The following is a 23944-nucleotide window of genomic DNA, read 5'->3' on the forward strand; positions in this document are numbered from 1 at the left end:
TACCAGTTACCATCATTTTATTTTTCTAATGACCCTTACATTTCTACATTAAGCTTAGCTACTGACGATCCTTTTAATCTTTTGAAGGATTTTACCATCAATGGTATGACGAAAATCCCCATTGATTCGCACCCCTGAGCCAAAATGATAATATGGAGCACTCAGTGTTTCATGGATAAATTCAATATTGTTCAAAGTAAGTCCCGAACCTGGCATAATGACCGGTTTTTCAGTGTCAGTCACAGAGTCCCCCACCAAATTACGCAATGTTTGTAATCCTTCTATTACGCTAGGCTTACCCCCAGAGGTTAAAACTTGATTGATCTTAAGATGTGAACCGCAAAGAGATTTATAAATGTCTAATGGCATGGCTTCATCAATAGCACGGTGAAAGGTAACCGACATGCTGCCAGCTTCTTTTACTGCCATTTCAAGGATAGGAAAATCCACCGTTCCCTCTTCCGTTAATGCTCCGAATACAATTCCTGCTGCTCCTAATTCCCGGACAATTTTAATATCTTCTCTCATTGCCTCCCATTCTTCCTTCTGATAGACAAAGGTATAGCTGTGGGGACGGATCATCACCATAACAGGAATATTGACAGAATGGACAACCCGTTTAATGACTCCATAGCTCGGTGTTAATCCGCCTTCATCAATGGCTGTAACCAATTCAAGCCGATCCGCTCCATACGCTTCAGCCATTTGGGCATCACGCTCATTTAAAACAATCACTTCAATTTTGCTCATGCTTTATCCCTCATTCTTCCTTAGAAAAACCTTTTCATTTCGTTCTATCATTCTCAATAGATTTTGCTGGAATACTAGCTGCTCCCCTGCCGTTAAAGATGAAGACAGCAGCCGCTGACTGTGCTCTTTTAAAGCTGTTAATAGCTTATATAGCAGCTTTTCAACCGTTAAATCAATTTGCAGCAATTCACTTAACGATGCCATCGTAGCAGGGTTTATCTTAGGATAACTAAATTTTGTTTGTTCCTTTTTTAAAGAAATCTCATAAAATTGGCGGATTAAATCAGCGCGCTCGCTGCCGCTGCCAGATACACATAGATAGATTTGCACCGCCACCCCGCCGCGCAGCCGCCGCTGTGAGATGCCGGCAAATTTCTTGCCGTTTATACTTAGATCATAGCTTCCAGGGCAATAGGACCCGACAATCTCACGAGCTTCAATTTTATCGCCATTGTCACCAAGCATATATTTAATCAATTCGAGCATCGCATCATACCCGCGATTGATATCAATTCCTTTTTCTTGATCCGGGAAGATTAGTGAAATATTTAAGACATCTTGATCCAATACGACTGCAAGTCCTCCTGAGTTTCGGACAATGACATGGTAACCCTGTTCTCTCAAGAATTGCACACCGTCCTCTAAATACGGAAGCTTTGTATCTTGAATCCCAAGAACGATCGTATTGTGATGCACCCACGTCCGGGCAGTTGCCTGTGATTCATGCTTGCCCACACTTGCGCACAAGGTATCATCAATGGCAAATGAGTGCTTGGCCTCAAATTGCGGACCAAGACTGGATTGATCTATGATACGCCACTCAGGTTGACTGATTAATGACGCTGATGATGAAAGGTTCATACCATGTATTTCTCCCTTAACTTTTTACATTTTTGCCCCTCCATTATATCACTTTCAATTTACATAAGAGGAAGTTTTATTTGTATATCAAAATCTCAAAGAGTTCATTCACCGCATATCCTAGTAAAATACGGCAAATAATAATGATTAAATCTTAGCGTTTCTAGGTAGAGGGTGGTCATATGTGGAAAACGGTGGTTTCGTATCTTCCAGACTGGAAAATCTTTGTTCAGGGATTAATTGCATTATTCGTCCCATTTGTCATCTCCAGATTTTTCAATTGGGTTCGTACGTTTGAGGAAGAGTGATGAGAATGAAATGGCGAAAATCAAGCCGGAAAAAGCAATATTCTTCCGCTAAAAGTGATCAAGACCAGAAATCTGCGTTTTCTCAGGAAGAAATAAGTCAACTGACAGGGGATATAGACTCGGATTTGGAACATATCCAGCAAGAAATCGGCCACAATTCAGATATCCGCTTTCGAGAGTTTCACATCAGCCGTACCGGCATCAGGTCTGTGCTTATTTTTGTTGAAGGGTTATCCGATAAGGATTTCATCAACAAGCAAATTATGAAACCTTTGATGTCAGAGCTTACTGAAGACTATAAACAAGAACAATCCGCAATAAAAGAAAATAGCTTAAAAGAGTTTTTAAAAAATCATGTTCTTTCAATCAGTGATTTAAAAGAAGTCCAAAACATTCATGAAGTGGTATCAGAGGTTTTAATCGGCTCGACTGCACTATTAATCAATGGCTCGACTGGTGCCTTCATTTTTGCCACAACAAATATAAAAGCCCGGAATTTTGAAGAACCGGTATCAGAGGCATTGGTAAGAGGTCCACGGATCGGCTTCAATGAAAAGTTAAGCGATAATACCGCCCTTTTACGAAGCCATGGCAAAAATGAAAGCTTATCCATCATTCATTTTCAGGTAGGAAGCCGAGCAAAAAAAGGACTGGTCATTGTCTATATGGACGGGATTGCGGATCCAGATTTAGTAGAAGAGGCAAAGAAAAGAATCAAGAAAATAAAGATGGATCATGTAGCTGATTCAGGTTACGTAGAGCAGCTTATTGAAGATAATTATCTAAGTCCATTTCCGCAAGTACAGAGTACGGAGCGCCCAGACCGTGTCATAAGTGCTCTGATGGAGGGAAGGGTGGCAATTTTACTGGACGGGACACCTTTTGCTTTAATTGTACCGGTTACATTTAGCATGATGTTACAATCACCGGAAGATTATTATGAACGCTGGATTCCAGGAACGCTTATCCGAATATTGCGATTTGGTGCAGCGGTTATTTCATTATTGGGACCCTCCTTGTATATTTCGTTTATTTCGTTTCACCCCGGGTTGATCCCGACCAAGTTGGCCATTTCAATTACTGGAACGCGGGAAGGCGTTCCATTTCCAGCCCTTATCGAAGCACTTTTTATGGAGTTAGCTATTGAAATCATGCGGGAAGCAGGATTGCGACTGCCTAAACCGATTGGTCCAGCAATTGGGATTGTCGGAGGTCTTATCATTGGGGAAGCTGCTGTACAAGCAGGGATTGTCAGCCCTATCATGGTCATTGTGGTGGCTATTACCGCTATTTCCTCCTTTGCCATTCCACAGTACAGTACAGGGATTTCATTGCGATTCCTTCGCTTTGTGGTTATGTTTTTCGCAGCTGTATTTGGATTGTACGGGGTTCTTTTGTTTTTTCTCCTGCTATGCAGCCATTTGGTCAGGCTTAAAAGCTTCGGGGTACCTTATATCACTCCAGCAGTTCCATATCGCTTAAGCGACTGGAAAGATTTTATTGTACGTATGCCGTTCCAGATGATGAAACGCCGTCCGAAAATGATGCATCCAAAAGATCCCTCACGCAAATAGTTTACTCAACGAAAGGATGTGAAACAGCGATAATGATCAATCAAAAGGAAAAAATCACCACACAACAAGTTGCTGTTATCCTGAGTAATAGTATACTTGCTGTAGGGATTCTTACCTTGCCCAGAACTTCTGTTGAGAAGATGAAAACGCCAGATGTTTGGATATCCGTCATTTTGGGCGGGTTAATTGCGATTTTAGCAGGAATCATTATGGTAAAGTTATGTCAGCGTTTTCCCCAAAAAACCGTTTATCAATATAGTCAAGACATTGTCGGAAAATGGGCAGGCCGGTTTATTAGTCTGATTTTTGTTATTTACTTTTTTACGGTTTCTGCATTTGAAGTCAGGGCACTTGCAGAAGTAACCGGCTTCTTGTTGTTGGAAGGCACCCCTTCATGGGCTGTTATTATGCCATTCATGTGGGTGGGTCTCTATCTCATCATGGGCGGGATTAATCCGATGGCCAGGCTGTTTGAAATTATATTACCTATCACTGTCATCCTTTTTTTGCTGATTACGATGATGAGCTTTAAACTGTTTGAAATTGATCATTTACGCCCAGTATTAGGATCAGGAGTCATACCCGTACTAAAAGGCATAAAGACAACTACACTTGCTTTTACCGGAGTTGAATACATACTCTTCCTTATTGCATTTATGCAAAAGCCAAACAAGGCCGTAAAAGCCGTATTAGTTGGCATATCGATACCTATCTTCTTTTACGTGATAACCGTAATAATGGTCATTGGAGCATTTTCTGTCGACGGAGTGATATTAAGAACATGGCCTACTATTGATCTTATGCGAAGTTTTGAAATACCTGGTTTGATATTTGAGCGGTTTGAGTCCTTGCTGCTCGTAATCTGGATCATGCAGATTTTTACTAGCTTTACAATTGCCTTTTATATTGCTGCACTAGGACTTGCTCATCTTTTTCAAAAAAGCATTCATCCTTTTATTTATGTATTAATTCCGATTATCTACATCATTTCCACGATTCCAAAAAGTATTGATGAGTTATTTAAATTAGGCGATATCATCGGCACTATTGCACTGTACTTATTTGGTCTGCTTCCTCTGATTCTTCTTATTATTTCAAAATGGAGGGGTGGGAAGTATGGGGCATAGTAAGGTTCGTTTCCTTTTAAGCGTACTATTTGTTTTTCCCTTCCTTTCTCTGACTGGATGCTGGAGCAGCCATGAAATTGAAGATGTCGGCTTAAGTGTAGGCTTGGCATTAGATCAAGGAAAAGAATCTTCTATAGAGAAAGAGCTCAAGGAACAGGATGGATTATACCCCAAAAGGGATATTCTGACCCTGACCTATCAATTCGTTAATCCACATGGAGCGGAATCAAAAAGTGATGGGAAAGGTCAACAAAAAGCATATATTAATATTTCTGAAACTGGCGATTCCGTCCATCAAATGACTCGGGAATTTTCATTAAGAAGTCAGCGCCCCATTTTCAGTCAGCATTTAAAAGTCATTGTCATAAGTGAGAACCTGGCACGAAAATACAGTTTAGAACAATTACTTGATCAATTTCTCCGTGATAATGAGATTAGGCCCAGCTGTTTATTGCTTATAAGCAAAGGCCAGGCGAGCGTTACATTGGAAACAAATGCACCCGAAGAAATTCCAACCTTTCGGCTCATTGGCATTTCTGATAATGAATATCGAACAACAAAAATTTTAGCTCCGGTATCACTTGCAAAATTAGTGGGAAAGCTGCAATCAAGTTCCAGCTTTTTGTTGCAAAATGTGATCTCGACAAACGGAGAGGTGAAATTTTCAGGGGCAGCAGTGATTGAAGCAAAAAGTAAAAAGCTTCGAGGATTTTTGAATGAAGAGGAATTGGAAGGCTTAACATGGATTACTGGCATGGGAAAAGGCGGTTTAGTCAAAACCTTTGATAAAGAGACTGATCAGCAAATCCTTTATGAAGTAGAGACGATGAAAAGTAAAATCATCCCTCATGTAAAGGGAAACAACATTTCTTTTGATGTGAAAATTGAATCTGAGGGGCGTATATCTGAAAATTGGATGGTTTCAGAAGAAGAATCTAAAAGTACTTTTTTAAAGAATGCTGAAAAAGCAGCTGAAGAAAAGGTAAATTCATTAGTAGATCATGTGTTAAAACTTATGCAAGAAGATTATAAAGTGGACGTTGCCGGCTTCGGAAACCAATTGAGAATACATTACCCCCAAATGTGGGAGAAGGTCAAAAAGGATTGGGACCAAACCTTTAGCAAGGTACCAATTAAGTATAATGTCCAATTAACGATAACAGATTACGGATCTACAGAATTTAGCAAATAAAGAGGATGCCTCAGGAAGGGGCTGACCCTTTTGAGACATCCTCCTTTCTTATGAAATAAAATCGTTTTATGCCTGCGCCGCCGTTATCAATGCCAACTTATAAACATCCTCTGCATTACAGCCGCGTGATAAATCATTAACCGGTTTATTTAACCCTTGAAGGATAGGTCCCACCGCTTCAAAATTCCCTAAGCGCTGAGCAATTTTGTAGCCGATATTTCCAGCTTCCAGACTTGGGAATACAAATACATTTGCATCACCTTTCAGAACAGAACCAGGTGCCTTCTTTTCAGCAACAGAAGGAACAAATGCTGCATCAAATTGAAACTCTCCATCCAATGTTAAGCTTGGATTAAGCTCTTTGGCGATCTGGACGGCATCTGCCACCTTCTCTGTTTCAGGTGATTTTGCTGAGCCCTTTGTTGAAAAGCTTAGCAAAGCAACTCGTGGTTCAATACCGAACATTTTTGCTGTATCCGCACTCGCAACAGCAATTTCCGCAAGATCTTGGCTGTCTGGCGCAATATTGATCGCACAATCAGCAAATACATATTTCTCATCACCGCGAACCATAATGAAGACGCCGGAAGTCTTTTTAATTCCTTCCTTTGTTTTAATAATTTGCAACGCCGGACGTACAGTATCAGCTGTAGAGTGTGCCGCACCGCTTACAAGACCATGTGCTTTACCGACATGGACTAGCATCGTACCGAAATAATTTTCATCTAACAATATTTTACGCGCATCCTCTTCTGTTGCTTTCCCTTTACGTCTTTCAACAAATGACGCGACAAGCTCGTCCATTTCTGAATAGTTAGCTGGATCATAGATCTCAACACCGTCCAATGTTAAGTTTAACTCATTGGCTTTCTTTTGTACCTCTTGCTCGTTTCCAATAAGGATTGGCTGCAGAACACCTTCACCCGCAAGACGATTAACAGCTGTTAAAATTCGGTCATCTAACCCTTCTGGAAAAACAATTTTAATTTGTTGTCCGCTCACTTTTTCCTTTAATGTCGCAAATAAATCTGACATAAAAACCCTCCTTGATTCTCAAAATACTGCTTCCACAAACTAGAATACTCTACTTATTCCTAAATTCAAACCTCCCAAAACATTTAATAACGCTTACAACTGAAAAGTCTTTAATTTCAAAATAAACAAAAAAGTTAATAGGACTATACAATAGGTTCCCTCTAAAATTTGACCATATTCTTTTTCTCTTCGTTTTTATAAAGCACTGTATTTCTCACGATAAATTTCAAGTTTTATTCACATGGTCGGATGGACAAACTATGATATAGTTAAAAGTGTACATAGTGAATTTAAAATAGGAGTGAAAATAAATGAATGAAGCAGCACAAACATTAGATGGCTGGTATTGTTTGCATGATTTCCGTACGATCGATTGGTCAGCATGGAAGCTTTTAACAAGTGATGAACGTCAAGCTGCTATCCATGAATTTTTAGGGCTGATGGAAAAGTGGGAGAAGGCAGAGGATGCTGAGCAAGGCAGCCATACTCTTTATTCGATTGTTGGACAAAAAGCCGATTTCATGTTGATGATTTTGCGTCCGACAATGGAGGAGCTTAACGAAATTGAGCTAGAGTTTAACAAAACGAAGCTTGCTGAATTTACAATCCCTTCATATTCATATGTTTCTGTGGTTGAGCTTAGCAATTATTTAGCTGGCGAAAGCAATGAGGATCCATACCAAAATCCGCATGTTCGTGCAAGATTGTATCCAAAACTGCCGCAAGCGAAATACTCATGCTTCTATCCAATGGATAAACGACGTCAAGGTAATGATAATTGGTATTCTCTTTCAATGGAGGAACGCCGCCAATTAATGAAGAGTCATGGACTTATCGGCCGCTCCTATGCTGGTAAAGTGAAGCAAATTATTACAGGCTCTGTCGGCTTTGACGATTATGAATGGGGAGTCACACTTTTCTCTGACGATGTGCTTCAGTTCAAAAAGCTTGTCTATGAAATGCGCTTCGACGAGGTCAGTGCACGCTATGGAGAATTTGGTTCATTCTTTGTAGGCCATCTGTTAAGCTCTTCAAAACTCTATTCCTTTTTTCATGTGAAGTAATGATACTAAAACACAAACTGACTCAGAAAGCCTCCGAGTCAGTTTTTTATCTTTTGGAAAACACTTTCTCGTAAACTACTACTTCTCTTTTTTCTTTGTATGCCTTTGTTTCAACATAAACAAAGCCCATAGATTCCCAAAAGTTTTTTGCTCGCTCATTTCCGATTAATACCCCAAGTCGAATCGCTGATATCCCATTAAGCAGCAGTTTCTTTTCATATTCTTTATATGCTTGCTTGGCATAGCCTTTTCCCTGAAAGTCTTTATAAATCATAAGCAAACCTATCCAAGGAAAACCATCCTTTGGATTGTGATCTAAAAAATCAATAACGCCAATATAGCTGCTGCCACATTTAATAAATACACTTTGGGTCGATGAATTTAGAAATTCACCCTTTAATTCTTCCAAAGAGCGCGTTCCCCTTCCATGTTCTAATAGGTTATAACATTTATTTGAGTCAACAATTTCTTTGACAATACTCAGCTTCGTCCCTGTTATTTCTTCAAATGTGATGATTTGCATCTTTTCTCTCCTTGTATTTTTTCGTTAAAAGTCATAAGTTGTTTATCCCATACATACCTATGAATGAGCAAAGAATGATTGTAGAAATCCCTTTCGATTTTTCTACCATCTTGTGAGGAGGGTTAATGTATGGCTAAAAAAGTTCAAGCACAGCCTTATGGTTTTGATATGCAAGGAATGCCGGGAGTACAAGGAGTGCAAGCAGGTCAACAAATGCCGATGTTTCAGGGTGGAGGATATCAGCCATATCCTACATACCCATTTCCTGCCCAAAGCGGACAGCAATTCGGAATGCAAATGCAAGTTCCGCCATTCCCACAACAACAAACACCGTCCCAGCAAATACCTGGGATGCTGCCAATGGAAGAATCATATATTGAAAACATTTTACGTTTGAATCGTGGAAAAGTAGCGACAGTTTATATGACATTTGAAAACAACCGTGAATGGAATGCGAAGATCTTTAAAGGGGTAATCGAAGCAGCTGGCCGTGATCATATCATTCTCAGTGACCCACAAACAGGTATGCGTTATTTATTATTAATGGTGTACTTAGATTATATAACATTTGATGAAGAGCTGAATTATGATATTCAAGGCTTAGTTTCGTATCCTCCAAGATAACATATGAAGGCTGGCTCAAATTCAGCCAGCCTCTTGTATTAGTTATAGATATCGGATCGCGACATAGCCTAAAAGCAGCCATCCACCAAGAAAGGCAAGACCGCCTAAAGGAGTTATTGCTCCTAAAACACTAATTTGTGTCACACTTAAGATATACAAGCTTCCTGAGAAAAGGATAATTCCAATTAAAAACAACCAACCTGCTGTTGATAGTAATCCGACATTTGTCAATTTTTCTAATAAAAAGGCAACGACAAACAAACCACCTGCATGAAACATTTGATAGGTTACTCCAGTCTGCCATGTTTTTATGTACTTTTCTGGGATTTTCCCCTCTAATCCATGTGCCCCAAAGGCCCCCAACGCTACAGCTAAAAATCCGTTAATGGCTCCTAAAATAAGAAAAAGCTTCATCTTGTTCCATACCTCCCTTATTTCTTCCTCTTTCATCTTACCCTACTATTCCATGTTTTCAACTTTAAAATGGGGGAATTTATTGACGATTTCGCAACTATTGATATTATATGATTGCGCTGATCATTAAGGTGACAAACATAAGGTGAATAGGAATAGAAAATGTTCACTACCTTTATTCCTATTAAACGAAAAGCCAAGGCTTTTTTGAAAAAGCGCTTGGCTGTTAGATAAGTTTCCTCGACACTTTATGAGTCATTTATACCTTTGATACATCTGTAAATAAAATGGAAATTTCAACAATCATGAATCAACGAAGCAATAATCATTAAAGTAAATGACATTGGTAAGGATTTTATAGCCTTGAATTCTACCGAAAGCTTCTTTTGCTTCTTTTTCCGTATCAAACTCAAACATTTTGATGTTGTTCTTTGAATGAGCAGTGATGATCCACATGGAAAATCCCTCCAATAAATTAATATTTTTTAACCGTTTTTTCCATAGATCGAGAGGTATTTCCCCATTTATACCCATCCGCGCAAACGCGAAGCTTCAGCAGGCTTTTTAATTCCCACCATATAGGCAGCTAAACGCATATCCACTTGATGGGCTTGTGATGTTTGATAAATCGTTTCAAAGGATTCAACCATCACTTTTCTTAGTTTTTCATCCACCTCTTCCTCAGACCAATAATAACCTTGATTATTTTGAACCCATTCAAAGTAAGAAACGGTGACACCGCCTGCACTTGCCAAGATATCCGGAACAAGGAGGACTCCTCTTTTATCCAAAATTTTGGTTGCTTCAAGGGTAGTTGGTCCATTTGCTGCTTCTACCACAATCGAAGCTTTAATACGATGGGCATTTTTCGCAGTAATCTGGTTTGAGACAGCAGCCGGTACAAGAATGTCACACTCTTTTTCGAGCAGTTCTTGATTCGTTATGACATTTGTAAATAAATTTGTGACAGTGCCAAAACTATCGCGTCGTTCAAGCAAAAAATCAATATCAAGCCCTTCCGGATTATAAAGTGCACCATGTGCATCTGAAATCCCAATCACTTTTGCCCCTGCATCATGTATGAATTTCGCTAAAAAGCTTCCCGCATTCCCAAAGCCTTGAATCACGATTTGCGCACCTTGTAAGACGATGCCTTTTTTCTTTACCGCTTCTTCAATGCAAATTGTGACACCGCGGGCTGTTGCGGTTTCACGACCTTGTGAGCCTCCCAAAACAATCGGTTTCCCCGTAATAAATCCAGGGGAATCAAATTCTCGGAGACGGCTGTACTCATCCATCATCCAAGCCATAATTTGAGAATTCGTATACACATCAGGTGCTGGAATATCTTTTGTTGGTCCCACAATTTGGCTGATGGCACGAACATATCCACGACTTAATCTCTCCAGCTCCCCAAACGACATTTCCCTTGGGTCGCAAATAATTCCCCCTTTTCCCCCGCCATAAGGTAGATTGGCAATGCCGCATTTTAAACTCATCCACATCGACAATGCTTTTACTTCCTCTTCATTTACTTCAGCATGGAAACGCACCCCACCTTTTGTAGGCCCTACTGCATCGTTATGTTGGGAACGAAAACCGGTAAACACTTTGACTGAACCATCGTCCATTTTGACAGGTATGCGAACTGTTAGCATTCGAATAGGCTCTTTTAATAATTCAAATACTTCGTTTGAATAGCCTAATTTATCTAGAGCTTTTTTAATAACAGTCTGTGTGGAAAAAAATAAATTCAATGATTCTTTTTCTAGTTTCTGTTCTTCGGATAATTTCTCTAAAACCTTTGTTGTAGACATCCTATCGCCCCCATAAATAGTAGAATGAAACATTTAATCCTATCCTTTATTTTCGTTTCTTTACGTCTTAAGACAGGACTATGCGAATTTTTTCAATCGCCCAATCAAGATCCTTCTTTGAAATCACAAGCGGCGGTGCGAATCGAATCACCGTCTCATGCGTTTCTTTACATAACAATCCCTCTTCTTTTAGTTTTTCACAATATGGACGGGCAGCTTCCTGCAGCTCCACTCCAATAAACAGTCCTCTTCCTCTTACTTCTTTCATGAGAGGATTCCTGATTTCGGATAATTTTTGTTTAAAATATTGACCCAATTCCAGTGAGCGCTCCTCTAACTTTTCTTCTTCAATTACATCAAGTGCAGCAATGGACACCGCACAAGCAAGTGGATTTCCGCCAAATGTGGAACCGTGGGAACCTGGGTTAAAAACGCCCAAAATGTCTTGATTCGCCACCACACAAGAAATGGGAAACACTCCGCCCCCAAGTGCTTTTCCTAAAATCAACATATCAGGGTTCACGTTTTCCCATTCACAAGCAAACATTTTCCCTGTACGTGCTAAGCCAACTTGAATTTCATCCGCGATAAATAATACATTGTTTTCTTTACACACATCAGAAGCTGCTTTTAAGAATCCTTCCGGTGGGAGCACAATTCCCGCTTCTCCCTGAATTGGCTCAATTAGAAACGCTGCTGTGTTCGGTGTAATTGCTGCTTTTAATGCTGAAATGTCCCCATACGGAATTAATTTAATCCCCGGTAACATCGGACCAAATCCTCTTTTATATTCAGCTTCTGATGATAATGAAACGGCTGTCATCGTACGGCCATGAAAGTTTCCTGTGCATGCAATGATTTCCGCTTGGTTCTCTGCAATTCCTTTTACTTCGTAACACCAGCGGCGTGCTGCTTTAACCGCTGTTTCTACAGCTTCTGCACCTGTGTTCATTGGAAGGGCCATATTTTTGTTTGTCAACTTACAAATTTTTTCGTACCATGGGCCAAGCTGGTCATTATGAAAAGCACGGGATGTTAAGGTTACTCGATCTGCCTGAGCTTTTAACGCCTGAATAATTTTAGGGTGACAGTGTCCTTGGTTTACCGCTGAATAAGCACTTAGCATATCCATATATTTGTTGCCTTCCGGATCCCTTACCCATACACCTTCCGCTTCAGAAATAACGATTGGCAGCGGATGATAGTTATTCGCTCCGAAATGTTCTGTTTGATCAATTATTCTTTTTGTGTTTGTGATCGTTTTAGTCATCTTTTTTCCTCCTGTTAAGCAAGTGTGTCTATAGCTCCTTTTTAAGAGCAGTAATTCGCATTAAACCTGTAAATGGTTCAATGAATGGATGGTTAAGACATCCGTTGATCTTCCTCCTTTTATCTGCGCAATGATAGTAATTGCAAGTTTCATGCCAACTATCATTTATAGCGTTAAAGTATGGGAAGCTGCCAATTCCCTTTGCCTTTTTATAGAAAACAGAGGTATTTTCGCAAAAATTTTTTGCACAAAAAGATGTATAGGATTAACTCCAAGGATAAACTAGGTTTAAAAAATTTGCGCATTAAAGAAATTGGGATTGAATATTGCCAATTTTTTTTGCTATTTTATAGAAAACTAGTATTCATTTACGCCATACTATTTTTCTTGTGTTTTATGTATTCGCAAAAAAGGCCTGAATGCCTGGATAAGGGAGAATCAAATCATGGTAGAAAAATTGAAACAAACGATACAAGCTCTACAATACGTGAATCGTATGTATGAAAGAATTATGGATGAAGTAGATGTTGGGATCCATGCAGTAGACGAAACAGGAAAAACCATCATATATAACAAAAAAATGATGCAAATGGAGTCAATGGATAGTAAAGATGTATTAAATAAAAACTTATTGGATGTTTTTATGTTTAAAGAAAACCAGGAAAGCACTCTCGTTCAAGCGTTACAAAAAGGAAAAGAAACCATTAATGTAAAACAAACGTATTTCAATAACAAAGGGAAAGAGATTACAACGATTAACAATACGCTTCCTATTTTAGAAAATGACAAAATTCAAGGCGCGGTCGAAATTGCGAAAGATGTGACGAAGCTAGAACGCTTGATCAGAGGGAATATAAAGAGAAAAGGAAATACGAGATACACCTTTGATAGTATCATCGGGAGCAGCCCTTCAATAAAAGAAGTAATTGAATGCGCAAAACGAGCTACTCGCACCTCTTCTTATGTACTCATCGTCGGTGAGACCGGAACAGGGAAAGAATTATTTGCCCAAAGTATTCATAACGGCAGCAGCCGTTCCGCCGCTCCCTTCATTTCGCAAAACTGCGCAGCCCTTCCTGATAGTTTAATAGAAAGCCTTTTATTCGGAACAAAGCGCGGGGCATTTACAGGTGCTACTGATCATGCAGGATTATTTGAACAAGCAGAAGGAGGAACCTTACTCCTTGACGAGATAAATTCATTAAATCCAAACCTTCAAGCTAAACTATTGCGTGTCCTTCAAGAAAAGACGATTAGACGTATAGGTGATACACAAGATAGACCTGTTGATGTACGAGTCATCGCTAATATCAATGAGGATCCGATTGATGCCATCGCTAATAATAATTTACGAAAAGACTTATATTATCGCCTTGGGGTAGTGACCCTATTTATTCCCCCGCTACGCGAAAGAAAAGAAGATATTTCATTTTTAGTCCAAAGCTTTATTGAGAAGTACAATGAATTGTTTCAAATGGATGTAAAAGGGTTAGATGATGAGGTCATTCAGTCATTCCTTGCCTACGATTGGCCAGGAAATGTCCGAGAACTGGAACATATTATTGAAGCTGCTATGAACATCATGATGAATGAAGAAATGATTAAGTACTCACATTTGCCTTTCCATTATCGAAATAAATGGCAGATGAAAGAGAAAACCATTCCTGCTACTGGAGTTGAATCTTTTTTTCATGATAAGACGAATACAACTATCCATTTAAAGGACCAGCTGGAATCATTTGAAAAGTACTGTATTGAGCATGCCCTAAAACAAAACGATTATAACATTTCTCGAACAGCTAACCTCCTTGGCTTAAGCCGTCAAAGCTTACAGTATCGGATGCGAAAACTGAATGTTATCATCAGGTAAAAATTTCTTAAGGCTGTTTTCACAAACTTTGTTGCTATTTACTAAGTAGTGCGGAGGTGATTTCCGCTCCAGATGCTCGCTTTCCGCGGGATGGGCGGTAAGCCTCCTCGACGCAAACGCTTGTGTGGTCCCACCTGTTCCGCTGCTCTGGCAGGAATCTCACAACCAGCTCCAATCAACCCTAAATAGTCCCTATTTAAAACAACCTGCTCTTAAAAAAGACCTTTCTAAAAAATCGATTAAAAAGGTGCCTAGACGGTTTCCCGGCACAAATATCATGTCATTTTGAAACGTGTACGTTTTATGTTGAGATTTTAAATCCTATGAAACTCCTCACTTTTTTGCTTCATCCCCCTCGCAAAATTTTTTTTGCATCCCCTGCAAAAATTTTAACTATCACCTGCAAAATTCCCATCAATTTTGTTCATTAACTTTCAAAAATTCACCTCTTTACAATTTGGCACGGAACTTGCATCATTAAGAGTAATGCCAAGTATATTGTTGTTTACAAATATCTAAATATTGGAAACGCTTTCAAATTAATTACAAGGAGCGAATTAAATGTCATTAGAAGCTAACAAAACAAATGAATTAAAAAGAAGCATGAAGGCAAGACATCTTTTCATGATTTCTTTAGGAGGATGCATCGGGACAGGCTTTTTCCTTGGTTCCGGCTATACCATTCAACAAGCGGGACCGACTGGCGCAATCCTTTCTTACATCGTTGGTGGATTAATCATGTACTTAACGATGCTTTGTCTCGGTGAACTTTCTGTTGCAATGCCGGTTTCCGGTTCTTTTCAGACATATACGACGAAATTTATCGGTCCCGGTACAGGCTTCGCTATCGGTTGGCTTTACTGGTTGGGATGGGCAGTAACTGTTGCGCTTGAATTCCTGTCAGCAGGGCAACTGATGCAAAGGTGGTTTCCTGATTCTCCGGTTTGGATGTGGTGTGTACTCTTTGGTACATTGATTTTTCTGCTTAACGCTTTATCAGCAAAAGCATTTGGCGAAACCGAGTTTTTATTTTCAAGCATCAAAATATTGGCCATCTTAATGTTTATCACAGTCGGCGGTGCTGCTATGTTCGGTCTGATTGATATGGAGAGCGGAAAAGATGCCCCATTTTTATCAAACTTTTTCACAGAAGGTCTTTTACCTAACGGGGTTACAGCACTTCTTATCACAATGATTGCCGTCAATTTTTCCTTTCAGGGCACTGAATTAATTGGTATCGCTGCTGGGGAAAGCGAAAACCCAGAAGAAACAATCCCTAAATCGATTAAACAAACCGTTTGGAGAACACTTTTCTTTTTCGTTTTATCCGTGTTTCTTCTCGCAGGCATCATTCCAATGGAGGAAGCGGGAGTTGTTGAAAGTCCATTCGTTGTTGTTCTAGATAGCATCGGCGTGCCTTATTCAGCAGATATTATGAATTTCATCATTCTTACAGCCCTATTATCAGTTGCAAACTCTGGCCTCTATGCGGCAACACGCATGCTTTACTCTCTATCAAGAGAAGGCATGGCAAGTCCGAAGCTAGGCAAGGTCAATCACAAAGGGGTGCCATTTAATGCCCTAGTTATCACACTTGCAATCGCTTGTTTATCTTTACTTTCAGGTTTCTTCGCTGCAGAAACTGTATTTGTTTGGCTGCTCTCCCTTGCAGGATTGGGAGCTCAAATCGGCTGGATTGCCATCACGGCCTCTCAGATCGCATTTAGAAGAAAATTCATACGTGAAGGCGGAAACGTGGAGGATTTAAAATTTAAAACACCACTCTATCCGATCGTTCCCCTCATCGCATTACTAGCAAACTGCATCGTTATGATCAGTCTGGCATTTGATCCAGAGCAAAGGCTGGCACTCTATTTCGGAGGAGCGTTTTTCACAGGTTGCTATGTCTATTATCACTTCATGGTAAAAAAGAAACAGCGGCTTTCTTCAACAAAACAAGAGGTGGAATTACAATCAAATAAAAAAATGATCATTTGACCTTGATTTTATGGAAAGGATCTTACAATTAAAGATCCTTTTTTTGCCGATTAAGACGCTAGAGTCATTAAATTTATATCCTATCGTAAAGTTAATTATTATTCTTTTTAAAAAGTCGAACGTATCCTAAGAAAAGCGTATGGCACTAGCATTCGCCGACAAGTATAAGGAGAATAGGAATAGAAGGTCTTTCATCCCTTTTTGTCTAGACCCTAGAGGTAATCAAAAACTAGGGCGTCCTGATCTCTTGACTGCACTTGCATGTCCTGAGCTTGACCGATGATGCCTGGAGCTTGACACAAAAAACAAAGAACAAAAAGTTATACTTTCTTAAGCTTTTAAAAAAAGAGCCATAAACTTGGCTCTCCTTAACGGTTTTGTAAATAAACCTTCAACACATTTGCAATGTCTTGTTCATTTTTTACTGTGTTTATATAATAATGATCGCCATCCAAATAGGATTGAAATTGACTGTAGCCTTCATTCATTAAAAAATCGTCAATATCCTGTACAGATTCCTGTGCGGTCAGCAAATATTTCTGACCAATGAAATCTTGATTCACATAGACATCATATCGATCATGTGATAATTGAGTAGGTGAGGGACCATTAAAAATCCCCATATTAAACCTTGTTCTCCCCATTCCAAATAAGTCATCGTAAGTCATATTCATAACCTCCAGTTAAATTGTTACTATTCATTTTGTCCTGATTAAGTTAGAATATGATGGATTTCTTTGGAACTACCGATTGTTAAAAATCAAACAGGGAATCTCCATTTGCATCCTCTTCCTTGTAACGTGTGGAGGATATGCCAGATTGTTGGTTTGCAGTTGTTGAATAATTCCCCATCATTTTTTGCAGCTCTGCAGGGTTAATTTCATTTGGTTTTGGTGAAGGTATACGTAATGAGCTACTAGACGTATCATCTTCTAAGATAATTTCACATAAAGAGCGGATGACGACAAGCTTTTCCCTTAATTCTTTATCTGTTTCTGAATTTTTTGCTTTTACCAGCTCCTCCTCCATTTTTCCAAGGAGCTTTGATACATGTATATTCACTAAAAAACCTCCGTTTACTTGCTCGCCTTTGGTTCATACTTCAAGCATGTGATTCCTGATGATTTTTTTACCATTATCGCCGGTCTGCTCGCTGATTTAAATCCATATGCTCGGCAGCCATTGGGAAATGCAGGATCCCAAGTAATATAAAAATGTCTGCACTTTATACAATTTACAGCTTGTTCTTTCACTAGTTTTAACTCCTTTTATAAGGCTGATACTTGATTTAAGGCTGTTTTCGTAAACTTAGTTGCCATTGAACAAGGTTTTGGATAGGTTGATTTGCGCTCCAGGTTGCTCGCTTTCCGCGGGGCGGGCGGTTTAGCCTCCTCGGCTTACAGCCTGTGGGGTCTCACCTGTCTCGCTCCAATCAACCTTAAATAGTTTTGTGCATAAAAACTATTTAAAAAACAACAATCTTTTAGAAAAGATCCTAATTTAGACACCAATTAATTTCTTTAATATGACTTTGTTTTAAATAATCGTTTGTTTTTGAAAATGGTTTGCTGCCAAAAAACCCTTTTCTTGCTGAAAATGGACTTGGGTGTGGCGATTCAATAATGAAATGCTGGGACGATGTGATGAATTTCTTCTTCTCTCCTGCGTGTCTTCCCCACAAAATAAACACAATTGGCTGTTCCCGTTGATTTAACTGTTTGATGACTTCATCGGTGAAAAGCTCCCAGCCCTTGCCTTTATGGGAATTAGCCGTTCCTTTCCTTACAGTTAGAACAGTATTTAACAGCAGCACCCCTTCATGCGCCCATTTTAGTAAGGAACCGTTTGACGGAGGCTGACAGCCGAGATCCTCCTGAAGCTCGATAAAAATATTTCGTAATGATGGCGGCTGCTTAACATCCGGCTGCACGGAAAAACTTAGTCCATGTGCTTGTCCGTCACCATGGTAAGGGTCTTGTCCAAGTATAACAGCTTTTACTGAATCATAGGGCGTTTTATTAAATGCCTCAAACATATTTTCCCATTTTGGAAAAACAGTTCCTTGCCTATATTCCTCATGTAAATATTGGGTTAGTTTTTGAAAATATGGCTTCTCAAATTCACTCTTTAATACTTCAGTCCAATCAGAATGTAGTAATTGCTTCATCCGATTACCTCCTTTGGTTCCACTAATCGTGAACGAAGAGGCTGTCCGTTCCAAACGATTTTCGTTTTCGCTTCACGCTGCTTCATCTCAGGCTCCTCTAAGAGAACAAAGAAATTTTTTATAGGTAAATCACCAAGCTGGTGCTTGTCACATAGTTTTCTTAGGAATTGCTTCCGCTTATCATTCAAATCTGCTGATTGATTCGTTCCCGTTTCAGAAAAAGCATAGATGACACTTGCTATAGGCATTCGTTTTACTCGGCATACCTGAGCAGCACGCAGAAAAAAGTCCCAGTCCCAGTAATTATGAACTTCAGGGTCAAATAAACCAATTTGATCATGAAGTTCCTTTTTATAGGCACTGCCTGAAGGAATATAGGTCGAGAATTTTCTCATTTCCTCAAGGTCATACTTATAAGCAAATGGACGTCTCGCCAAAGGATAACGGGTTGCCCCCTTTAATTCAAAGCTGACAATTTCCGCATCAGCATAAACAAAATCAGCTTCTTCAAGCTCCTTTTGAACCTGTTCAATATGCCTCTCCGTAAAATAATCATCATCATCACAAAGCATGATGATATCACCTGTTACATTTCTTACACCAATATTTCGCGCATGAACATGCTTTACATTATCCTCTAGCTCGATCGCCTTAATTGGCAATTCCTGATAAAGTTCTACTAATGGAACAATGCTCGTTCCTGCATCATTAACAATAATAATTTCATGTGGCGGCACTGTTTGGTTGGAGATCGATTCAAGAAGCTCAGCAAGTTCTATTAATCTATTGTAGGTTACAATTACAATCGATATTTTCATTTTTATCACCTCATATCTATTCTTTATTTTAACAAGGTTTAAGTATTTCATATAGAGAAAGTATCACCTGGTACTTTCTCCCTATTTTCTCTTATCCATGTTTTTATCACAATAAGACGGGTATGTTCAAAGTAACAACGAAAGGGAGATGAAAAAATCATGAAAACTTATGTTGTTGAAAATGGTGTACAAGCTACAGAAGCAATTCAAAATCTTGAAACTCAAGGCTATAACAGAGATGACATTTATTTATTCGCACATGATTTAAAACGCTCCAAGCATTTAACAGAAAATACAGAGACAAACAATATTGGTTTGAAAGAAGAAGGGCTTTTTGAATTAATGGCAAATGCGTTTCGCTCACGCGGTGACGAACTTCGCGCCAGGATGTCATCATTAGGCGTTTCCGAAACAGAAGCGGCACAGCTTGAAAGAGAATTGGACGAGGGGAAAGTTGTAATAATTGCTCAATAGTAACAAAAGTGAAAGCACCTTGCTCAGTCGCTTTCGTTTTCTATCCGATAAACGGAACTAGACACTAATAATAGTTAAACTTTAAAACAACATAATGGGGCTGCCCTATTGGCAGCCCCATCTTTTATATCCAATGCTTTGGATATTGTCTTGATTGAAATAAATTATTATAAAACAATGAGATAAGGACTAATAAAAGACTACTTACGACCATACATGGAATAAATCCCCAGCCTGCCCCGGAATTAATCGCAACGATGGCACTAGCTGCTGCTGGAGGATGAATGGTGTTTGTGATGACCATAAGAATAATCACGATCGCTAAAGTTATCCCAATAGTCAGAAAACTACGCCCGAAAAGTTCCCAAATAGTTAGTGAAGCAAAGGTTGCCAGAAAATGACCGCCAATGATTTGTCTCGGTTGTGAAAACGGCCCATTATGAGCACCAAAAATTAATAAACAGCTGGCTCCAATTGGTCCAAGCGCCATCGGATAACCGATCGAAATGGCAAGGATACTGATGAGGCTCATTGCAATCAAACAACCGATTGCTGAAATCATTAAATCCACATAGTTTAAGTTGGTTTTATATTTTGCCTCACCTCTCATTTTCTTTATATAAGTACCGAACCCAATTGGGAAAGAACCAACCTCAGCTCTTCTCACTTTCTCTATATTCATCTGTTCCCCCTGCTTTATAAAATCGCCACTAGTTTGTCAGTTTTTCTCACAGATAAATTTTATTTTAATCGATTATTCTGACAAAATAAAGAGAAAATTTGAGATTTTCTGTACGCCTATTCGTTTTCTTGCAACTTATTTATCCTTTCTACATCCATCCATACTACAGCAAGTATTCGTTACGACTCCATTTTCGTTAAATATTATAAATAAAATCCTCTGGTAATACTCTCTTTAAGAAATGTTGAGTTCTTTCTTCTTTTGGTCTTGTGAACATTTCCATAGGAGAGTTCTCTTCAACAATGACACCGCCATCCATAAAGATAACTCTGTTTGCTACATCCTTTGCAAAGGTCATTTCATGTGTAACAACTAACATAGTGATCCCTTCTTTTGCAATAGTTTTCATAACAGTTAATACTTCACCGACTAATTCTGGATCGAGAGCAGAAGTTGGTTCATCGAATAAAATAATATCTGGTTTTAAGGCAATGGCCCTTGCAATACCTACCCTCTGCTGCTGGCCGCCAGACAGTTCCTTGGGATAGGAATTGAATTTATCTGCTAATCCTACTTTAATCAATGCCTGTTTACCAATCTCATTTGCTTCTGCTTTCGGAACCTTTCTTCCAATAATAAGACCTTCTGTTACATTCTCTAACGCCGTTTTATTATTAAACAAATTATAATTCTGAAACACAAAAGCGATCTTTTGCCTGATTTGATGAATTTGTTTCCTTGATGCTGATTTGAGACTTACATCAATATCCCCAAAAATCGCCTGCCCTTGATCTGCCCGTTCAAGAAAGTTGATGCACCGAAGTAATGTCGTTTTTCCAGAACCACTAGGACCAAGAATGACGACAACATCCCCTTTATCAATCTTTAAATCTACCCCTTTCAAAATCTTATTCTTACCAAAGGATTTATGAATATTTTTAATCTTTAACATGATTCTGCCTCCCATTATAATCTTAGGCATTGACTGCTTGATACTTTCTTAACCGTTTTTCGTACAGCTTAAATAGGTATTCGACAAAGCTGCATAAAATGAGATAGACAAAAAAGATATCAATGTAAGCTTCAATATAATTGTAACCAACATTGGCTGCTACTTGGGCTTTTAACGTAATCTCTTCCAATGACAAAGCATAGCCCAAAGAGGTGGCTTTAATGAGATTGACTGTTGCTGTACAAATATTGGGCAAGGCAACCACTAATGTCTGTGGAATGATAATTCTTCTAAAGGCTTGCATATTGTTCAAACCAACTGAATATGCAGCTTCCAGCTGCCCCTTGCTTACAGTGCTAATAGCGGAACGAAATACTTCTATTAGAATTGCAGTTGTATTCAAGGAAAAAACAATGAATGCGTACCAGATTGGATTAATATCATAGATGCTCATTTTAACATGATACTTTTCAACTATTGGGTTCAATAGTAATGGGACACTAGTAAAAATAATGAAAATTTGTACAATGACAGGTGTCCCTCTTACAAACGATACATAAACTCTTACAAGTTGGCTAATGACTGGAATACGATTGATCCGAGACAATGCCAGCAAAAACCCTAAGGGTAAGGCAATTAGTAATGAAACAAACGTAATGATCAATGCTGTAGGCACTCCAGATAATGCTGTAAAGAATGTATTAACTAAAAACTGATAATCCAAACCGACTAACACTCTGTCACCCCCTTATGTCGTTTTTATTACCTGTTTACCTTTACCAAATACTTTTTCTAATTTGGAGAAGAATTGATCAATGAAGATGGATAGTACCCAATATATGAGCGATAATGCAAGGTAAGTTTCTAGTGAATGAGAATTAAAGTTATTTGAAATAATAAGACTGGCCTTTCCCATAATATCAACCAAACCAATGGTATAGGCTAAAGAACCTTCTTTCATTAATTCAAGCAAGCTATTTCCGAAGTTTGGTAATGCTACTACAAATGCTTGTGGTAAAACAATTCTCCTAAATGCCTGTGTGGGACTAAGCCCTACACTAACCGCTGCCTCATATTGACCTTGGTCAATCGCTTCATAAGCTGTTCTCATCACTTCTGACATTAATGCACCAAATTGAAGGGAAAAGGTGATCACAACAAAGACAGCAGTATGAAGAATATTCAAGTCTGTACCAAAATTACCGGCTATGGCCGGAAGTCCGTAATAAACCAAAAATAAGAGAACAATTGAAGGTGTACATCTTAATATTGTGGTATAACCATTGGCTATTTTTTTTGCAATCTTACTTGTTCCCAGCTTCATTACGACTAAGATAAAACCTAAAACTGTTCCGAACAAAACTGATAGTCCTGAAACCATAAATGTTACTTTTAAAAATGGAATAAGCTGTGGTATGGCTTCCCAAATGTAGGTAATATCAAAATACTCTTGCATAAGCCACCTCCATTTTTGATTCCCCTTGTGTGGAAATCATATATTTTCATAGTTTAGGAGCCCAATGTACAAAAACTTGGAATACATTTACCTTTTGACGGTATCCAATAGGTTAAATAAATCATGATTATAGAACTTAACCATCAGTTCGTTTGTTTTCTTTTCCTCTTTTATTTTTTTGATTGCTTGATCATAGGCATCAGCAAATTCTTGTTCTTTTTTGTTGAATAAGGGCCAAGTCTTAATGACGGCAAACTCATTGTAAACAACGTCATTAACTAAATTATGATATGGACCATCCTTTGCAAGAACTTGCTTTTCATAAGCGGCCCCTATATAAATGCCACCATCTACACGTCCTTCATTTACCCATTGAGCAACATCCACTGAGAACGCATCTCCAGCTTCTAGTTTTACTTTATTGTCAGGATTAGCTTGGTTATATTCATCCACAATGGTATATTGGGCATTGCTAGCAGCAATGGGAGCCAAAGAAAGATCAGCTTTAGCAAAATCCGATAAATCCTTTATGTCTTTATTTTCCTTTTTTAACAAAAGACCAACGCCGCTCAGGCCAAGGAATTCTTTAGGAAAAATAAAATTCTTCTTTCTTTCCTCTGTGAACCAGGCATTTTTTACACCTACTTGATATTTCCCTTGTTGGACTCCTATCAATAAGTCCTCACTTGAGGTTGGCACATATTCGAATTCATATTCCGGCAGTGCTTGATCAACCAATTTTAAGACTTCAATTTCATATCCTGTTGGATTTCCATCCTCATCAATGTATCCTATTGGTTTTCCTCCTTGGTCAAATGCAACTTTTACTTTTCTAACTTCTTTCCCAGCCGCTGCTGAATCTGATTTTACTCTGGTTGTCGTATTTGAGCCGCACCCTGAGATTATGGTTACTAAGGCAATTCCTGCAGCTGCGATTTTTAAAAATTTATTCATTTTCATGGTCTTTT

General features: G+C 38.9%; 27 protein-coding genes. 9 read left to right on the top strand and 18 right to left on the bottom strand.

Going from position 1 to position 23944, the window contains the following annotated elements:
• Window positions 1–54: 54 nt before the first annotated feature.
• Together ACSVDH_RS28850 and lipL are read right to left on the bottom strand one after the other, a co-directional pair.
• Complete coding sequence (locus ACSVDH_RS28850; protein ID WP_439252516.1) at window positions 55–750, bottom strand: copper homeostasis protein CutC; 696 nt, start codon at window positions 748–750, stop codon at window positions 55–57.
• A gap of 3 nt (window positions 751–753) precedes the next feature.
• Complete coding sequence (gene lipL / locus ACSVDH_RS28855; protein WP_439252515.1) at window positions 754–1611, bottom strand: octanoyl-[GcvH]:protein N-octanoyltransferase; 858 nt, start codon at window positions 1609–1611, stop codon at window positions 754–756.
• 182 nt (window positions 1612–1793) lie between these two features.
• Between lipL and ACSVDH_RS28860 the strand changes: the two genes are divergently transcribed.
• From ACSVDH_RS28860 to ACSVDH_RS28875, 4 genes are read left to right on the top strand one after another with little or no spacing between them, the layout of a single operon-like run.
• Complete coding sequence (locus ACSVDH_RS28860; protein ID WP_439252514.1) at window positions 1794–1919, top strand: hypothetical protein; 126 nt, start codon at window positions 1794–1796, stop codon at window positions 1917–1919.
• A gap of 5 nt (window positions 1920–1924) precedes the next feature.
• A complete protein-coding gene (locus ACSVDH_RS28865) occupies window positions 1925–3493 on the top strand; it encodes a spore germination protein (RefSeq protein ID WP_439252513.1) in 1569 nt (522 codons plus the stop codon).
• A gap of 32 nt (window positions 3494–3525) precedes the next feature.
• Window positions 3526–4620: a spore germination protein gene (locus ACSVDH_RS28870; protein WP_439252512.1), complete on the top strand. Its 1095-nt coding sequence runs from the start codon at window positions 3526–3528 to the stop codon at window positions 4618–4620.
• Window positions 4610–5812 (top strand): Ger(x)C family spore germination protein, encoded by a 1203-nt coding sequence (locus ACSVDH_RS28875; protein WP_439252511.1) that lies wholly within the window; start codon window positions 4610–4612, stop codon window positions 5810–5812. The genes ACSVDH_RS28870 and ACSVDH_RS28875 overlap by 11 nt, the downstream gene beginning before the upstream one ends.
• A 66-nt stretch (window positions 5813–5878) precedes the next feature.
• Here the strand turns inward: ACSVDH_RS28875 and pta are convergent, their stop codons facing one another.
• Window positions 5879–6847, bottom strand: coding sequence for a phosphate acetyltransferase (gene pta / locus ACSVDH_RS28880; RefSeq protein ID WP_439252510.1), 969 nt, complete (start codon window positions 6845–6847; stop codon window positions 5879–5881).
• A gap of 311 nt (window positions 6848–7158) precedes the next feature.
• On the opposite strand from pta, the gene hemQ reads away from it, so the two are divergent.
• Window positions 7159–7911 carry a hydrogen peroxide-dependent heme synthase gene (gene hemQ, locus ACSVDH_RS28885; protein ID WP_299094429.1) on the top strand — a complete coding sequence of 251 codons (753 nt, stop codon included), beginning with the start codon at window positions 7159–7161 and terminating at the stop codon, window positions 7909–7911.
• 46 nt (window positions 7912–7957) lie between these two features.
• On the opposite strand, the gene ACSVDH_RS28890 is transcribed toward hemQ, so the two are convergent.
• Window positions 7958–8434: a GNAT family N-acetyltransferase gene (locus ACSVDH_RS28890; protein WP_439252508.1), complete on the bottom strand. Its 477-nt coding sequence runs from the start codon at window positions 8432–8434 to the stop codon at window positions 7958–7960.
• Window positions 8435–8611: 177 nt separating this feature from the next.
• Between ACSVDH_RS28890 and gerQ the strand changes: the two genes are divergently transcribed.
• On the top strand, window positions 8612–9058 hold the full coding sequence (gene gerQ, locus ACSVDH_RS28895; protein WP_518618386.1) for a spore coat protein GerQ: 447 nt from the start codon (window positions 8612–8614) through the stop codon (window positions 9056–9058).
• Between the two features lie 42 nt (window positions 9059–9100).
• On the opposite strand, the gene ACSVDH_RS28900 is transcribed toward gerQ, so the two are convergent.
• The 4 genes from ACSVDH_RS28900 to ACSVDH_RS28915 all read right to left on the bottom strand — a co-directional run bounded on the left by ACSVDH_RS28900 (window position 9101) and on the right by ACSVDH_RS28915 (window position 12559).
• Entirely contained in the window at window positions 9101–9472 is a 372-nt protein-coding gene (locus ACSVDH_RS28900; protein ID WP_439252507.1) for a DUF423 domain-containing protein, read from the bottom strand.
• Window positions 9473–9775: 303 nt separating this feature from the next.
• Window positions 9776–9928, bottom strand: coding sequence for a hypothetical protein (locus tag ACSVDH_RS28905; protein WP_439252506.1), 153 nt, complete (start codon window positions 9926–9928; stop codon window positions 9776–9778).
• A 68-nt stretch (window positions 9929–9996) separates the two neighbouring features.
• Window positions 9997–11289 (bottom strand): Glu/Leu/Phe/Val family dehydrogenase, encoded by a 1293-nt coding sequence (locus ACSVDH_RS28910; RefSeq protein WP_439252505.1) that lies wholly within the window; start codon window positions 11287–11289, stop codon window positions 9997–9999.
• A gap of 67 nt (window positions 11290–11356) precedes the next feature.
• A complete protein-coding gene (locus ACSVDH_RS28915) occupies window positions 11357–12559 on the bottom strand; it encodes an ornithine--oxo-acid transaminase (protein ID WP_439252504.1) in 1203 nt (400 codons plus the stop codon).
• 496 nt (window positions 12560–13055) lie between these two features.
• On the opposite strand from ACSVDH_RS28915, the gene ACSVDH_RS28920 reads away from it, so the two are divergent.
• Window positions 13056–14429, top strand: coding sequence for a sigma-54 interaction domain-containing protein (locus ACSVDH_RS28920; RefSeq protein ID WP_439252561.1), 1374 nt, complete (start codon window positions 13056–13058; stop codon window positions 14427–14429).
• Between the two features lie 561 nt (window positions 14430–14990).
• Complete coding sequence (locus ACSVDH_RS28925) at window positions 14991–16427, top strand: amino acid permease (protein WP_439252502.1); 1437 nt, start codon at window positions 14991–14993, stop codon at window positions 16425–16427.
• A 368-nt stretch (window positions 16428–16795) separates the two neighbouring features.
• Here the strand turns inward: ACSVDH_RS28925 and ACSVDH_RS28930 are convergent, their stop codons facing one another.
• The 5 genes from ACSVDH_RS28930 to ACSVDH_RS28950 all read right to left on the bottom strand — a co-directional run bounded on the left by ACSVDH_RS28930 (window position 16796) and on the right by ACSVDH_RS28950 (window position 19412).
• Window positions 16796–17095 carry a hypothetical protein gene (locus ACSVDH_RS28930; RefSeq protein ID WP_439252500.1) on the bottom strand — a complete coding sequence of 100 codons (300 nt, stop codon included), beginning with the start codon at window positions 17093–17095 and terminating at the stop codon, window positions 16796–16798.
• A gap of 85 nt (window positions 17096–17180) precedes the next feature.
• Window positions 17181–17489: a YwdI family protein gene (locus ACSVDH_RS28935; protein ID WP_439252499.1), complete on the bottom strand. Its 309-nt coding sequence runs from the start codon at window positions 17487–17489 to the stop codon at window positions 17181–17183.
• 14 nt (window positions 17490–17503) lie between these two features.
• On the bottom strand, window positions 17504–17680 hold the full coding sequence (locus tag ACSVDH_RS28940; protein WP_439252498.1) for a uracil-DNA glycosylase: 177 nt from the start codon (window positions 17678–17680) through the stop codon (window positions 17504–17506).
• A gap of 242 nt (window positions 17681–17922) precedes the next feature.
• A complete protein-coding gene (locus tag ACSVDH_RS28945) occupies window positions 17923–18594 on the bottom strand; it encodes a uracil-DNA glycosylase (RefSeq protein WP_439252497.1) in 672 nt (223 codons plus the stop codon).
• Window positions 18591–19412: a glycosyltransferase family 2 protein gene (locus ACSVDH_RS28950; RefSeq protein WP_439252496.1), complete on the bottom strand. Its 822-nt coding sequence runs from the start codon at window positions 19410–19412 to the stop codon at window positions 18591–18593. Before ACSVDH_RS28950 ends, ACSVDH_RS28945 begins: the two co-directional genes overlap by 4 nt.
• 159 nt (window positions 19413–19571) lie before the next feature.
• Between ACSVDH_RS28950 and ACSVDH_RS28955 the strand changes: the two genes are divergently transcribed.
• Window positions 19572–19886 carry a YflT domain-containing protein gene (locus ACSVDH_RS28955; protein WP_439252494.1) on the top strand — a complete coding sequence of 105 codons (315 nt, stop codon included), beginning with the start codon at window positions 19572–19574 and terminating at the stop codon, window positions 19884–19886.
• Window positions 19887–20010: 124 nt separating this feature from the next.
• On the opposite strand, the gene ACSVDH_RS28960 is transcribed toward ACSVDH_RS28955, so the two are convergent.
• The 5 genes from ACSVDH_RS28960 to ACSVDH_RS28980 all read right to left on the bottom strand — a co-directional run bounded on the left by ACSVDH_RS28960 (window position 20011) and on the right by ACSVDH_RS28980 (window position 23936).
• Window positions 20011–20568: an HPP family protein gene (locus ACSVDH_RS28960; RefSeq protein ID WP_439252493.1), complete on the bottom strand. Its 558-nt coding sequence runs from the start codon at window positions 20566–20568 to the stop codon at window positions 20011–20013.
• Window positions 20569–20764: 196 nt separating this feature from the next.
• Entirely contained in the window at window positions 20765–21520 is a 756-nt protein-coding gene (locus ACSVDH_RS28965; protein ID WP_439252492.1) for an amino acid ABC transporter ATP-binding protein, read from the bottom strand.
• Between the two features lie 22 nt (window positions 21521–21542).
• Window positions 21543–22256: an amino acid ABC transporter permease gene (locus ACSVDH_RS28970; protein WP_439252491.1), complete on the bottom strand. Its 714-nt coding sequence runs from the start codon at window positions 22254–22256 to the stop codon at window positions 21543–21545.
• 12 nt (window positions 22257–22268) lie between these two features.
• A complete protein-coding gene (locus tag ACSVDH_RS28975; protein WP_439252489.1) occupies window positions 22269–22976 on the bottom strand; it encodes an amino acid ABC transporter permease in 708 nt (235 codons plus the stop codon).
• A gap of 87 nt (window positions 22977–23063) precedes the next feature.
• Window positions 23064–23936, bottom strand: a complete 873-nt coding sequence (locus ACSVDH_RS28980; RefSeq protein ID WP_439252488.1) for a transporter substrate-binding domain-containing protein — start codon at window positions 23934–23936, stop codon at window positions 23064–23066.
• Window positions 23937–23944: the final 8 nt, after the last annotated feature.

The sequence above is a fragment of the Metabacillus sp. Hm71 genome (assembly GCF_051842955.2).
GTDB lineage: Bacteria > Bacillota > Bacilli > Bacillales > Bacillaceae > Metabacillus.